The organism is Salinarimonas rosea DSM 21201 (assembly GCF_000429045.1).
GTDB classification, from domain to species: Bacteria; Pseudomonadota; Alphaproteobacteria; order Rhizobiales; family Beijerinckiaceae; genus Salinarimonas; species Salinarimonas rosea.
The window spans coordinates 135,326-148,644 of sequence record NZ_KE386842.1; the positions used below are offsets into that span (position 1 = coordinate 135,326).

Annotated in this window: 12 protein-coding genes; 6 read left to right on the forward strand and 6 right to left on the reverse strand. The window is 73.0% G+C overall.

Annotation, left to right across the window (positions count from 1 at the left end; genetic code table 11):
- Positions 1–311 precede the first annotated feature (311 nt).
- Together arr and G407_RS0123935 are read left to right on the forward strand one after the other, a co-directional pair.
- A complete protein-coding gene (arr, locus tag G407_RS0123930; RefSeq protein ID WP_029032839.1) occupies positions 312–728 on the forward strand; it encodes an NAD(+)--rifampin ADP-ribosyltransferase in 417 nt (138 codons plus the stop codon).
- A gap of 56 nt (positions 729–784) precedes the next feature.
- A complete protein-coding gene (locus tag G407_RS0123935; protein WP_029032840.1) occupies positions 785–1,438 on the forward strand; it encodes a glutathione S-transferase family protein in 654 nt (217 codons plus the stop codon).
- Between the two features lie 24 nt (positions 1,439–1,462).
- Here G407_RS0123935 and G407_RS0123940 read toward each other — a convergent pair whose 3' ends face one another.
- From G407_RS0123940 to G407_RS29790, 6 genes are all read right to left on the reverse strand, one after another.
- Positions 1,463–2,557 (reverse strand): nucleoside hydrolase, encoded by a 1,095-nt coding sequence (locus G407_RS0123940; protein WP_029032841.1) that lies wholly within the window; start codon positions 2,555–2,557, stop codon positions 1,463–1,465.
- On the reverse strand, positions 2,554–3,351 hold the full coding sequence (locus G407_RS0123945) for an SDR family NAD(P)-dependent oxidoreductase (RefSeq protein ID WP_029032842.1): 798 nt from the start codon (positions 3,349–3,351) through the stop codon (positions 2,554–2,556). The genes G407_RS0123940 and G407_RS0123945 overlap by 4 nt, the downstream gene beginning before the upstream one ends.
- Positions 3,352–3,543: 192 nt before the next feature.
- Positions 3,544–4,440 carry a VOC family protein gene (locus G407_RS0123950; protein ID WP_029032843.1) on the reverse strand — a complete coding sequence of 299 codons (897 nt, stop codon included), beginning with the start codon at positions 4,438–4,440 and terminating at the stop codon, positions 3,544–3,546.
- Between the two features lie 238 nt (positions 4,441–4,678).
- Positions 4,679–5,488, reverse strand: a complete 810-nt coding sequence (locus G407_RS29780; protein ID WP_052341830.1) for an SGNH/GDSL hydrolase family protein — start codon at positions 5,486–5,488, stop codon at positions 4,679–4,681.
- Entirely contained in the window at positions 5,377–6,561 is a 1,185-nt protein-coding gene (locus G407_RS29785; RefSeq protein ID WP_052341831.1) for an OpgC family protein, read from the reverse strand. Before G407_RS29785 ends, G407_RS29780 begins: the two co-directional genes overlap by 112 nt.
- Before the next feature lie 233 nt (positions 6,562–6,794).
- Complete coding sequence (locus G407_RS29790; RefSeq protein WP_052341832.1) at positions 6,795–7,703, reverse strand: helix-turn-helix transcriptional regulator; 909 nt, start codon at positions 7,701–7,703, stop codon at positions 6,795–6,797.
- Between the two features lie 387 nt (positions 7,704–8,090).
- On the opposite strand from G407_RS29790, the gene G407_RS29795 reads away from it, so the two are divergent.
- From G407_RS29795 to G407_RS0123985, 4 genes are all read left to right on the forward strand, one after another.
- Complete coding sequence (locus G407_RS29795) at positions 8,091–9,140, forward strand: LacI family DNA-binding transcriptional regulator (RefSeq protein WP_084327776.1); 1,050 nt, start codon at positions 8,091–8,093, stop codon at positions 9,138–9,140.
- Positions 9,141–9,290: 150 nt separating this feature from the next.
- Positions 9,291–10,748 (forward strand): FAD-binding oxidoreductase, encoded by a 1,458-nt coding sequence (locus tag G407_RS29800; protein WP_052341834.1) that lies wholly within the window; start codon positions 9,291–9,293, stop codon positions 10,746–10,748.
- Positions 10,741–12,237 (forward strand): xylulokinase, encoded by a 1,497-nt coding sequence (locus G407_RS0123980; protein ID WP_043540459.1) that lies wholly within the window; start codon positions 10,741–10,743, stop codon positions 12,235–12,237. The genes G407_RS29800 and G407_RS0123980 overlap by 8 nt, the downstream gene beginning before the upstream one ends.
- Entirely contained in the window at positions 12,237–13,319 is a 1,083-nt protein-coding gene (locus tag G407_RS0123985; protein ID WP_029032845.1) for an ABC transporter ATP-binding protein, read from the forward strand. Before G407_RS0123980 ends, G407_RS0123985 begins: the two co-directional genes overlap by 1 nt.

Sequence of the window (13,319 nt, forward strand, 5' to 3'; positions counted from 1 at the left end):
CCAATTCGTCCACCGCGCCTCGCACCCGGCGCTCGCGGGCATCGTCGCCTCGCTGGTCGGCTATCGCGAGATCGCGCGGGGTCTGCGGGTGCAGCACGACAGCGCCGCGCTCGTCGTGCCGGTCATCGTGTGGAGCGTCGGGACCCATTGGCCGAGTGCGGACAGCGCGCCGTCGTCATCCCGGAGAGCCCGCGCAGATTCCTCTCGCGTGTCGCCGGTCCTCCTGTCGGCGAAGCCGATCCTCCCGCGTCCTGGCTGTACAGGCGGCGCAATGCCGGTCTCGAGGGACGACGCGAGGAGGAACCGAGGGCATGTGGGCCGAAGCCACGCCGTTCGCACGACAATTCTTCCACGGCACCAAGGCCGACCTGGGGCCCGGCGATCTCCTCCGCGTCGGGTACCGCTCGAATTTCACCGACACGAAGCCCCTCTCCTGGATCTATTTCGCGGCGACGCTGGATGCGGCGATCTGGGGTACGGAGCTGTCGCTCGGAGACGGACGTGAGCGGATCTACGTCGTCGAACCGACCGGAGACTTCGAGGACGACCCCAACCTCACCGACAAGAGGTTTCCCGGCAATCCGACGCTCTCCTATCGCTCGCGGCATCCGCTGCGCGTCGTCGCCGAGCTCGTGGGCTGGCGGGGGCATTCGCCGGAGACGATCGCCGCGATGAAAGCCGGTCTCGCGCGCTTGGTCGAAGGCGGAGAGGCCATCGTCATCGATTGAGGCGTTCCCGTCCGGAAGGCTCCGGACCCGACGCGCGCGACGAGGAGAGGACGACCATGCCGCTCACGCTCTACGCTCATCCGTTCTCGTCGTATTGCCAGAAGGTGCTCACGGCCCTCTGGGAGAACGAGACGCCTTTCGCGTACCGTCACCTGGAGGAGCCCGGCGCGGGCGAGGAGCTGGCGCGGCTGTGGCCGATCGCCAAGTTCCCGGTCCTCGTCGACGGGGATCGCACCGTCGCCGAGACGAGCATCATCATCGAGTATCTCGACCTCCATCACCCGGGCCCGGTGGGCTTCGTGCCGACGGATCCGGCCGCAGCACTGGAGGTGCGCTTCCTCGACCGGTTCTTCGATCAGTACGTGATGAACGCCATGCAGGCGGCCGTCGCAGAGGCGCTGCGCGAAGAGCCGGATCGGCTCCACGAAGCGAAGGCGAGTGCCGGCCGGTCGCTGGAGATCGCCTACGGCTGGCTCGAACGGCGCCTCTCGGGTCGCCAATGGGCCGCCGGAGACGGCTTCACCCTGGCCGATTGCGCGGCGGCGCCCTCCTTGTTCTATGCCGATTGGGTGCACCCGATCGCGGATGCGTACCCGAGTCTCCGCGCCTATCGAACGCGCCTCCTTCGGCGGCCGTCCTTCGCGCGAGCCGTCGAGGAAGGCCGTCCGTACCGGCGCTACTTCCCGCTCGGCGCCCCGGATCGGGACTGACGAGGGACGACGCCCGACGGATGGTCACTTCGACAGGGTGGCGGGCCACCGCGCGAGCCGCGGGCAGTAGCGAACGCGGTGCGCGTCGGTCCGGTCGCCCCGCGGCGTCACCAGAAGTCCGGCATCGCCGATCATCCAGAGCCACCGCGGCGCCCAGCCGAGCTCGACACGCGCGCTCGCCTCCGCGCAGAGAAAGGCATCCGGTTCGATCACGGCGTGCGCCGCGACGAGATCGAACGGGTAGAACCCCTCGAGGCCCACAACGTCCCTCCAGAAGGCGAGCCAGCCTTCGGCCGCGCTCGCCACGTGCGCGCCCGCCGCGTCCGCCGCGCTCAGCCGGGCGAGATCCTCGCGCGTGATCAGCACCTGTCGCGCCACCTCGTAGGGAAGGAGCGTGAGCGGCACGCCCGTTGCGAGGACGACCCGCACCGCCTCCGAGTCCATCCTCAGGTTCATGTCGCTGAACACGGGCCCGTGGCCGAGCAGGACGCCGCCTCCCTGCCCCTCGCTCGGGTGGAACAGGTGGCCCGGACGCCGGCCCATCACCGCGACGATCCGCTCGACGTTGCGAGCGAGGGCCGGTTCCGCGCGGAGCGTCTCGGCGATCGTGGTGAGCGGGCCGAGCGCGAGAATGATCAGCGGCCGGTCCCGGAGCCCGCGGGCGAGCGCCGCCTGCGCGTCGCTCGGCGCGGCGTCCCGCTCGTCGAGCGGCGCCGATGCGCCCCGGGAGACCTCCGGCAGCGGCGCGCCGACGCCACGCAGCCGGGCGACGATCTCGCGGGTCACGCGGTCGGTCCGGGCGAGCGGAGCGTTCCCGAACACGGTCGAGATGCCCACGATCTCGAGGCCGTCCTCGCGGGCGAGCCGGTGCAGCGCCAGGCAATCGTCGGGGTCGGTCCGAGGGCCGAGACCGCAGGCGGCGTCGGTGTCGATCCACAGCCGCGCCGGCCGCTCGCCCGCGTGGTGCAGCAGGGCGAGCGGCTCGGTCTCGATCTCGCCGGTCCGCCAGGACGCGATCGGGAGCGCGAGCGACAGGACGCCGAGCGCGAGGATCCCGGCGAGCAGGAGCAGGACGCGGGCGGGCCGGAGCCCTCGACCCGGGCGGCGTCGAGGCCTCAATCCACCAATGCTCCGCAGCTGAGATCGGCGACCACGCCCGTCGTCGCCGCGGCACGGTCGGAGGCGAGGAAGGCGGCCATCTCGGCCACGTCGGCGAGAGTCGGCAGACGCCCGAGCATGGTCGTGCCGGCGGCGCCCTTCAGCCAATGCTCGACGGAGAGCCCGGCGTCGCGCGCCTTCGCGGCGAAGAGCTCGCCGGTATAGGACCCGGCCTGCGGCGCGTCGGCGATGGCGTGCGGCCGCAGGCAGATCGCCCGCACGCCCTTGGGTGCGAGTTCGGCCGCGAGCGTCCGCGTGAAGGCCTCCTTCGCCGCGCAGGTCGCGGCGTAGCCGAGATGTCCGGGCACGGCCATCTTCGCGGCAGGTGTCGAGAAGGTTAGGAACGCGCCGCCCCGTCCGTCGCGGCCGAGATGAGGCGTCGTCGCCTTCGCCACGTTGAACAGCGAGCGCAGGAACAGATCGAGGGGGCGCAGGAAGTCCTCGAGCGACAGCGCATCGATCGTCTGCCCCTGGACGTGCATGAAGCTCACGGCATGAACGACGATGTCGATGCCGCCCGCGGTCTCGGCCACGATCTCCGCGTGGCGGGCGACGGCGTCGGGATCGAGCACGTCCACCACCGCGCCGGTCGCGAGACCGCCCTCGGCCGCGACGCGCCCCACGACCGATTCCAGCCGTCGGCGGTCTCGTGCGGCGAGAAAGACCCGGGCGCCCTCGCGCACGAAGGTCCGCGCGAGGCTCGCGCCGATTGCACCACTGCCGCCGTAGACGACGGCGACCTTATCCTTCAGCATCGTCTGATCCTCCTCGCCGGGCGGACGTCCGCGGCCTGGCGAGACGAGGACGCACGGGGCCCGCGCTCGCCGACCCGAGAGACGCCCCGCCGCGCGCGACAGCGCCCGATCGACCGCGCTCCCCGCGGCCGAGGACGGCCGCGCGCTCGGCCGCGCCGAGATCCCGCACGGCGAAACGCGACCCCGGGGTCGTCATCGGGCCAGGCGCTCCAGCGCCGCGACGTCGATCTTCCCCATGCGGAGGAACGCCTCCGTCACCTCCGGCTTCGGCGACGCCAGAAGCTCCGGCAGGTGCCGCGGGCCGACGATCCAGGAGACCCCGAACCGGTCCTTCAGCCAGCCGCAGCGCTCGGCCTCGGGCACCGCGGAGAGGGCGCTCCAGTACCGATCGATCTCGGCTTGATCGTCGCATGCGACGACGAAGGCGTTCGCCTCCGAGAAGGTGAAGTCGTGGACGGCGGAGCTGCCGACGACGCCGAGCTCCTGGCCGGCGATGCGGAGCCGCGCGTAGTTCAGCGCGCCCTCGGGATCGGGGCCGGAGCCGTCGTGGCGCGCCAGGATGTCCGCGCGCGCGTCGGGGAACACCGCGACGTAATGATCGATCGCCGCCTCGGCCTCGCCCGGCGGGCCCGTGAACATGAGGGCAGGCTCCACCGTCGTCTCGCCGTCGTCTCCCGGCGCGGAGAGACGCAGCTGCCAGGACATGCCCCAGCGATCGTCGAGCCAGCCGTAGCGCGCGCTCCAGGGATAGGCGCCGAGCGGCATCCGCACCCGCCCGCCGTCCGCGAGCGCCTCCCAGGCGCGATCGAGGGCCTGCACATCGGCGAACGCGACGAGATACGACACCGCCGGGGTCGGGCGCAGGTGCGGGCCGCCGTTGATCGCGATCGTCCGCAGGCCGCCCAGCACGAGCGAGACGCTCATCACCGAGCCCGCCGGACGGCCGTGCACCTCGAACCCGGCGGACCCGTATCGGGCGACGCTCTCGACGCGCGAGCCGGGCACGAGCGACGCGTAGAGCGACGCGGCCTCCTCGGCCCGGTCCTCGAACCAGAGGTGGGGGATGATCTTCTGGCCACGGGTGGGCATCGTCGGTCTCCGTCTCGGGACGTACCCTCGAAGGACGATCCGCGGCCGCGCGGGCCGACACGCGCATCGTCGGCCGATGCCCTCGTCGGCGAGAGCGCAGGTGCCGGCGAGAGCCCAGGTGCCGGCGAGAGCGCAAGTGCCCGCGAGAGCGCAGGTGCCGGAGCGGCTCCCGGCCCTCGCGCCGGCGCGACCCGCGAACCTCCCCGACCGCGCGAGAGGCGGCGGGATGCACGACCCGTCACTCCGCGGACGCGCTCCGCCCCGTGGCCGCGACGAGCGCGTCGGCCGCGAGCTCGGCGAGGCACGCATAGCCGGCATCGCTCATGTGGAAGCGGTCGCCCGCGAGCATGGACGCGAGGTGCTCGTCCGAGCGATCCGCCCAGGCCCGCATGACGTCGTAGCGGCGCAGGACCGCCACCCCGCGCGCCTCGGCGAGGCGTCCGACGAGCCTCACCGCGCGCTCGTAGGCCACCCGGTCGGGAATGGCCGGAAAGAACTGCGGGTCGACGACGAGAAGAGGGATTCCGGCGTCGTGCGCCAGTGCCACGCCGCGGTCGAGCCGTGCGGCGAGCTCCGCCTCGGGCACGCCGCGCAGCGCGTCGTTCGTTCCCACCTGCCATATGGCGAGGTCGAAGCGCTCGGCGGCGAGAATGGCCGCGAGACGCTCGAGCGTCGCCTCGGCGGTCTCTCCGGGGACGCCGGCATTGACCACGACGACGTCGCGGCGCGCCGCGCGCTCGCGCAGGATCGCTTCGAGACGGGCCGGATAGGCCTCGCGCGGCGAGGTCGCGCCGGTTCCGAAGGTCGAGGAGGAGCCGATCGCCAGCACCCGGTAGCCGGTCTCGGCCGGCTTCCCGTCGAGGCGCGGCAGGGTCTCCGGACGCGTGATCGCGGCGACGTCGGCGCAGGGGGAGGCGACGACCGGCGCCGGGAGGATCAGGGCAGCTGCGAGCGCGAGGACCGCGACGCGAGGGGCACCGGTGCGGGCGCCAGGGGCGACCGCGCCGCCTCCGGCAGCGCCGCGGCGGAAGAGGCGGAGGAGGACCATTCGCGGGCGCGCGCCATGAGGACGAGGAAGCCGATCGAGGCGAGCGTGTATAGCATCGCGATCACCTCCACGCCATCGAGACGGTTCTCCGCCGCGACGATCGTCAGCGCCTGGCCGAGGGCGGCCAGCATCGAGCCCGCGACGAAGACCGGGAGCCCGTGACGGCCGAGCCGCTTCAGCTCGGCGCCGATCGCCCCCTGGCCGGCGGCGTCGGCGACACGCAGGACGACGAGGAGATAGGCGAGCGCGGCGGCATGGAGGATCCGGCCCAGGCCGAGCTCGGTCTTGCCGAGGTCGAGGTGGGGCATCACCGCTCCGCGCAGCCCGGGAAGCGCGCCGAAGGCTTCGGTCACGACGATCCAGGCGAGTGCGACGATCGCGGCGCTGGCGCCGATCACGGCGGGCGAGCGCGGGGGTGCGTCGCCGCGCCAGCGCAGCCCGGCCGCCATTCCGAGCGCGAACAGGAACTGCCAGGTGACGGGATCGAAGAACCAGCCCCCCGCCCCCTCCGGCCAGGACGGAAGATCGAGCGGCAGGGCCCGTCCGGCGACGTAGGCCGCGAACGAGACGCCGAGCATCCACCACGGGCCGAAGCGCCGCGCGACCAGGAAGAGCAGCGGCGCCGCCAGCATCAGGACGACGTAGAGCGGCAGGATGTTGAAGTAGCCGATCTGGTAGGTGAGCGCGACGAGACCGACGAGCGCCTCGGGCGTGTGCTCGAAGAGCGGCGCTCGCCCGTGCGCCGAGAGCAGCTCCTCCGCGCCGGTGAGCAGGGCGAGGGCCGCGAACGCGACGATGGCGAAGGCGGTCAGGGCGAGATGCGTGCGGTAGAGCTCGAGCGCGCGCGCGAGGTTGCGGCGCGTGGTCGGCCAGGCGCCCTCGCGGGCGACGCGGGGGCCGTAGATGATGGCGAGCGCCAGCCCGGAGATGAAGACGAAGGCTTCCGCTGCATCGGAGAAGCCGATGTTGCGATGGGTCAGGTGCTCCAGAAGATTGCCCGGAACATGGTTGATCGTGATGGTGACGAGGACCAGGCCACGCCAGAAATCGATCGTGTCGTTTCGCCGCGACATCGCTCCTCGAGGGCTCGCCGGGCGTGGGTCGCCCGCGTCCGAACGCTCGGCGGCGGCGTTCGGTTCGGGTGTTTCGCAGGCGGCGCGGTCGAGCACGCCGCCGCCCTCCACGCGCGACCGCCGAGCGCCGGGCGCCGGGCTTTGCGACCCTCCGGCCGCGTCGCGACGAGCCGTCCCGGCAGCGGCATGCGGCGCACCCTCTGCCTGAGGCGATGGCGCGCCCGGCCTGCGCCTCAGGCAGAGGGTCGCGGGGCGGCGGTCACCGGCGCGCGGCTCGCCGTCGACCGCGCCGCGTCCCGGGCGATCTCGGCCGGCGCACGCCCGAGGAGGCGCCGTGTCCAGCGGGCCATGTGGCTCTGGTGCGAGAATCCCGTCGCCGCGGCGACCTCCGCCAGGGGGAGACCGTCGTGGATCAGCGCCGTGGCGCGCTCGACCCGCCGGCGCATGAGCCACCGGTGCGCCGGCTCGCCGCACGCGTTCCGGAAGGCCGGCTTGAAATGCGATTCGCTCGAGGCGGCGACGGCGGCGAGGCGCCTCACGGTCAGCGGCTCGTCGAGCCGCGCGTCGACATAGGCGACGAGCTGCGCCATGCGTGCGGGGGAGAGCGCCGCGCCGGCGCCCCGGTCGGCGGGCGCCTCCTCGCCGCAGGCGCAGACGAGCCTGAGCGCGAGGGCCTCGCACAGGGCGGCGGCGAGATGCGCGCCGCCCGGGCGGCCGGCCTCGATCTCGCTCGCGAGGGCGAGACCGCAATGCGCCAGCGCGGCGTCGCGCAGCTGAAACCGCGGCCGGATCGTCATGCGGCGCGGCACGCGCCCGAGACGCCGTGCGGCACGCGCGACGAAGGCCGCCGGCAGCCGCACGGCGAGGGCGCGTGCGGAGACCTCGTCCTCCCAGTATCCGGGCACGCCCGGCGGCAGGACGTCGATGTCGCCCTCCCGCTGCAGGACGTCGCGTGCCTCGCCATCGGCCCGGCCGCTCGCCGGGACGGGCGCGCCGAGATGGATGCTCAGGAGATAGGTGCTCGCCGGCGGAACGGCGACCGAGCCCGGCGTGAAGCCGTAGACCTCGGCCGAGAGCCCGTCGGGCAGCTGCTCCGCGGGCGGGTTCGTGCACGTGACGACGGCGGTGGGCTTCACGGGCATGGGCTCTCGTCCTCCGGCACCGGCGCGCCCCGGACGCCGTCCTTTCGTGCTCGCCGCCATCCGTCCATGCGCGATCCGGCGAGCGATGCGCAGTATGTCTACCGCCCGAATCGCGCCGAGACGAGGCCATCGTGAGTTCCGGTCCACAACCGAGCCGCAGACGATCCGCCCGTGCGGATCTACCCGGCATCGCATCCCTGCGTCTGGACGGTCCGTTCGCCGAGACGAAGGACGTCGCTCTGGGGACGACGGCGCACACGCGCGCGGCGTTCGACGCGCCGCCCGCAGCCGATCGCGATCGACCCGGACCGCCGTCGCCGCAGCGGCGCTTGACGCGTCGCGCGGGGTGGTGACATCTGGTCCGCCCTCATCGCGCCGCGACGGATCATGGATACGCGAGCATCGGACACGCCTCCCCTTCACAACGCGACGCTGCGCGATGTGGCTCGGGAAGCCGGCGTGGACGCCTCCACGGTCTCGCGCGTCCTGAAGAACGCCGCCGACGTGCGCGTGCGGCAGGAGACGCGGGCGCGCATCCTGGAGGCGGCCGAGCGCCTGAACTACCGCGCGAACCCGCTCGCCCGGGCGCTGAAGACGGCGCGGTCGCGGACGCTTCTCATCGTGGTGCCGCAGATCGAGAACCCGGTGTTCTCGGCCGCCATCCTCGGGGCGGAGGAGGAGGCACGGGCGCGCGGATACGTGCTTCTCGTCGCCTACGGCCGGGAGGGATCGGCGGCGGGTGTCCTCGAGCGCGTCTCCCAGTCGAGCCTCGTCGAGGGCGTGGTGATCGCGAGCTTCGACGAGGACGAGACTCTGCGCCAGAGCATCGCCGCGATCGGCCAGCCCCACGTGGTGATCAACCGGAGGCTCACGGGCGGCGGCTCCTGCGTCGCGCTCGACACGCGCGCCGCGAGCGCCATCGGCGTCGCGCATCTCGCCGCGCTCGGCCATCGGCGGATCGGGCATCTCGCCGGCCGGCTCGGGCGCTTCAACGGCGATGCGCGGCGCCGGGGCTGGGAGGACGCGATGCGCGCCGCCGGGCTGGCGCCGGATCCCGACCTCGTCGCCGAGGCGGGCTACGATCCCGCCCGCGTTCCTGCCGCGGTGGACGCCCTGCTGGCGCGCGGCGTCACGGCGATCCACGCGGCGACGCTGCTCACCGGCGCGGCCGCGATCGCGCGCCTGCACGGCCACGGGCTCGACGTTCCGGGCGACGTCTCGGTCGTCACCATGCACGACGACCTCCTCGCGCGGGTCGTCTACCCGGCGATCACGACCGTCGAGCTTCCGTCCGCCGAGATGGGCGCGCGCGCGGTGAGGCTGCTGCTCCGGCGCCTCGAGCCGGGGGCGGACGACGGGCCCGCCGAGGCCTCGGAGACATTGATGCTGCCTCCCGGCAAGCTGGTCTTGCGCGAATCCACATCACCACCGCGATGAAAGGCGGTTGACTCCCCCGCCGGCTTCTGCGTTTCTGTTTGCACAAACGTTTGCTCAGCGGCGAAAGCCAGCGCGAGCGCATGCACAGCGACCGCGCCGGTCGCGATCGCCAGGCGGCGCGACCGGCGCAGCAGAACAGGAGGGACCGCGGTGAGCAGGAACGAGCCGATCGCAGGCTTTGCGGAGATCGTCGGCGCGGAGCACGTGCTGACGGCCCCGGAGGAGCGCAGGCGCTACGCACACGACAAGCTGCCCTACGCCAACTTCCGGGCCCGCGAGGGAGCGCTGGTCGGCACCTTGCCGAGCCTCGTCGTCCGTCCTGCCGACACGCAGGAGCTGCGCCGGGTCGTGGCCCGGGCGGCGGAGCTGGGGCTCCCGCTGATCCCCTACGGCTCCGGCTCGGGCGTGCTCGGCGGGACGATCCCGCTCGGCGGCGAGATCCTGGTCGACCTGCAGCGGATGTGCCGCATTCTCGAGATCGACCGCGAGAACGGGCTCGTGCGCGTCGAGGCGGGCATGAACGGCGGCGCCTTCGAGGCGGAGCTGAACGCGCTCGGCTACACGGCGGGCCACCTGCCGCAGTCGCTCACCATCTCCACGGTCGGGGGCTGGGCCGCCTGTCGCGGCGGCGGCCAGGAGTCGAGCCGGTACGGCAAGATCGAGGACATCGTGGTCGGCCTCGAGGCGGTGCTGCCCGACGGACGGCTGCTCCGGGTGCGTCCGCTGCCGAAGCGGGCCACCGGCCCCTCGATCCGCGACATCGTCGTGGGCAACGAGGGAACGCTCGCCATCATCACGGAGCTGACGCTGCGGCTCTGGGCGCTGCCGGAGGCCGAGGAGGTTCTCGTCCTCGCGCTGCCGGATCGACCCTCGGCGCTCGGGCTCGCCCGGCGCATCATGCAGGCGGGCCTGCATCCGCGCCTCGTGCGCCTCTACGACGAGCGCGAGACCGCGGCGCGGACGGAGGGCATCGCCGCCTTCGGCGAGCGGCCCGTGATGGCGAACATCGTGCTGTGCGGGGAGGCCTCGCTCGTCGCCGCCGAGGCGGCTCTGGTGCGGGCCTTCGCCGCGGAGGCCGACGCGGTCGAGACCGAGCACCGTCCCTTCGAGGAATGGCGGGCCAAGCGCTACGATTCGATCAGCAAGCTCTGGCAGGACCGCGGCTACTACAACGACACGATCGAGGTGACGGTGAACTGGTCGAGGGCGGCGGCGCTCTACGACGCGATCGCGTCGGGCGTCGCGGCGATCCACCCCCAGGCGCACTTCAGCGCCCACTGGTCCCACGTCTATGCGGAGGGCGTCTGCCAGTACATGACCGTGCGCCTGCCCCCGATGCCGCAGGCGGAGGCGCTGCCGCTGCATGCACGGCTCTGGCAGCTGCTCGAAGGCGAGACGCTCGCGCACGACGGCTCCATCGCCCACCACCACGGCAGCGGGCTGTTCCGCGGGCCCTGGATGGACGAGGAGCTCGGGGTCGGCATGGACGTGCTGCGCGCGATCAAGCAGGCGATCGATCCCGCCAACCTGTTCAACCCCGGCAAGCTCGGGCTTCCGGCCCGTCCGGATGCGGTGGACCCCTATCGCGACCGGGGCGACCATGCCTGAGGCGCTCCTCCTCGGCATCGACCTCGGTGCGGGATCGCTGAAGGCGACGGCGATCGACGCCTCGGGACGGGTCCACGCGACGGCCTCGGCGCCGGTCGAGACCCTGACGCCGCATCCCGGCTTCAGCGAGCAGGCTCCGGAGGGCTGGTGGCACGCCCTCGTGGCGAGCGTCGGCGCGCTCCTGCGCGAGGGCGTCCGGCCGGACAGCATCGCCGCGATCTCCGTCACGGCCGGAGCGCATACCCACGTGCTCGAGGACGCGGAGGGGCGCGTTCTGCGGCCCGCGATCATGTGGAACGACCAGCGCTCCGGCGCGCAGGTCGCGGCGCTCCGCGAGGCGGCGGGGCCGCGCATCCTCGAGCTCTCGGGCAACCGGGTCAGCGCGACCTGGACGCTGCCGCAGCTGGTCTGGGTGCGCGAGAACGAGCCGGCGCTCTTCGCCCGGATCCGCCGCATCCGTCCCGCCAAGGACTGGCTGCGGCGCCGGCTCGACGGCAGCGACGCCACGGACCTGACGGACGCCTGGGGCCTGATGCTGGCGGACGCGGGCTCGGGCGGCTGGTCGGCGGAGCTGTGCGCGCTCGCCGGCCTCGATCCGGCGGCCCTGCCGCCGATCGTCGCCTCCCACACGACCACCGGACGCGTGACCGCAACGGCCGCCGCCGAGACCGGCCTCGCCGCGGGCACGCCCGTGGTCTGCGGCACGTCGGACACCAACGCGGAGACGTTCTGCGGCGGCATGACCCGCCCGGGCATGGGCGCGCTCAAGCTCGCCACCGCGGCGACGGTGTCGACGCTGACGGCGCAGCCGGCCTTCTCCGAGGACGTGATCCACTATCCTCATCTCGTCCCGGGCCACTGCTACGCCATCCTCGGCACCAATTCCTGCGCCTCGGCGCACCGGTGGCTGCGCGACAGCCTGTTCGCCTCGCTGGGCTTCGACGGCATGGACGAGGCGGCGCGCGGGGTACCCGCCGGAAGCGACGGGCTCGTCTTCCACCCCTACCTGAACGGGGAGCGCAGCCCGTACTGGGATCCGGATCTGCGGGCCGCCTATGTCGGGCTCGGCTTCGCCCACGGCCCGGGGCACTTCGTCCGTGCGCTCTACGAGGGCGTCGCCTACAGCCTGCGCGACTGCCTCGACGTTCTCGAGGCCCGCGGGATGGGCTTTGCGACCGCCCGTCTGGTCGGCGGCGGCACGCGCAGCCTCCTCTGGCAGCAGATCATCGCCGACGTGACGGGGCTGGTGATCGAGCTGCCGCGCCAGGCGGACGCCTCCTTCGGCGCGGCGCTGCTCGCCGGCATCGGCGTGGGCGCCTTCGCCGACACGGAGGCGGCGGCGGCCGTCGTCTCGGTCGAGGCGATCCGCGAGCCGAACCGCGCGAACCGGCGGGGCCACGAGGAGGGGGTCGCGATCTACCGCGCCGCCAAGGACGCGCTCACCCCCGTCAACCATCGCATCGTCGCCGCGACCAGAGGAGCGACCTGATGGCCGAGGTCAGCCTGAGGACCATACGCAAGACCTACGGGAGCGTCACCGCGGTGGAGGAGGTGAGCCTCGACATCGCCCGGGGCGAGCTGATCGTGCTGCTCGGCCCGTCGGGCTGCGGCAAGTCGACGACGCTGCGGATGGTCGCGGGGCTCGAGACCATCACGTCCGGCACGCTCCTGATCGGCGGGCGCGACGTCACGAGCCTGGAGCCGAAGGATCGCGACATCGCGATGGTGTTCCAGAACTACGCGCTCTACCCGCACAAAACGATCCGCGCCAACATGACGTTCGGCCTGAAGATGCGCGGCGTCGAGCCCGCCCTCGCGGCCGAGCGCGTCGAGGCGGCGGCCGAGATGCTCGGGATCACGCATCTCCTCGACCGCAAGCCGCGGCAGCTCTCCGGCGGGCAGATGCAGCGCGTCGCGCTCGGGCGGGCGCTGGTGCGCGATCCCGCCGTCTTCCTGCTCGACGAGCCCCTGTCGAACCTCGACGCCAAGCTGCGGGTGCGGATGCGCGAGGAGATCGCCCTCCTGCAGAAGCGCATCGGCAAGGCGATGATCTACGTGACGCACGATCAGACCGAGGCGATGACCCTCGCGGACCGGATCGTGATCATGCGCGACGGCCGCGTGCAGCAGATCGGCGCGCCGCTCGAGGTCTACGACCGCCCGCAGAACGTCTTCGTGGCCGGCTTCATCGGCTCGCCCGAGATGAATCTCTTCCAGGCCGAGATCGCAGGCGGGCTCGTGCGCCTCGACGGCGGGGCGACTCTGCCGGCGCCGGACGGGGCGAGGGACGGGCGCGTCGTCGCCGGGGTGCGCCCCGAGGCGCTCGAGCTGGTCGACCGGGGCGTCCCGCTGTCCGTCCGCGCGGTCGAGCAGCTCGGCTCGCAGACGCTCCTCGTCGGAGGCGTCGGCGAGATGGGCATGCGCGTCATGCTCGGCCGTCGAGACGACATCCGCGCCGGCGCCACGGTGCACGTCTCGGCGGATCCGGCCGCTATTCACCTGTTCGATCCCGTCACCGAGGAGCGACTGCCGTCGGCCTCGGACGCAGGGGATCGATCGACACGGGCGTAA

Coding starts and splice junctions, on each gene's coding strand:
- arr (WP_029032839.1), top strand. CDS start 312: ATGTGGGCCGAAGCCACGCCGTTCGCACGACAATTCTTCCACGGCACC.
- G407_RS0123935 (WP_029032840.1), top strand. CDS start 785: ATGCCGCTCACGCTCTACGCTCATCCGTTCTCGTCGTATTGCCAGAAG.
- G407_RS0123945 (WP_029032842.1), bottom strand. CDS start 3,351: ATGCTGAAGGATAAGGTCGCCGTCGTCTACGGCGGCAGTGGTGCAATC.
- G407_RS0123950 (WP_029032843.1), bottom strand. CDS start 4,440: ATGCCCACCCGTGGCCAGAAGATCATCCCCCACCTCTGGTTCGAGGAC.
- G407_RS29780 (WP_052341830.1), bottom strand. CDS start 5,488: ATGGTCCTCCTCCGCCTCTTCCGCCGCGGCGCTGCCGGAGGCGGCGCG.
- G407_RS29785 (WP_052341831.1), bottom strand. CDS start 6,561: ATGTCGCGGCGAAACGACACGATCGATTTCTGGCGTGGCCTGGTCCTC.
- G407_RS29790 (WP_052341832.1), bottom strand. CDS start 7,703: ATGCCCGTGAAGCCCACCGCCGTCGTCACGTGCACGAACCCGCCCGCG.
- G407_RS29795 (WP_084327776.1), top strand. CDS start 8,091: ATGGATACGCGAGCATCGGACACGCCTCCCCTTCACAACGCGACGCTG.
- G407_RS0123980 (WP_043540459.1), top strand. CDS start 10,741: ATGCCTGAGGCGCTCCTCCTCGGCATCGACCTCGGTGCGGGATCGCTG.
- G407_RS0123985 (WP_029032845.1), top strand. CDS start 12,237: ATGGCCGAGGTCAGCCTGAGGACCATACGCAAGACCTACGGGAGCGTC.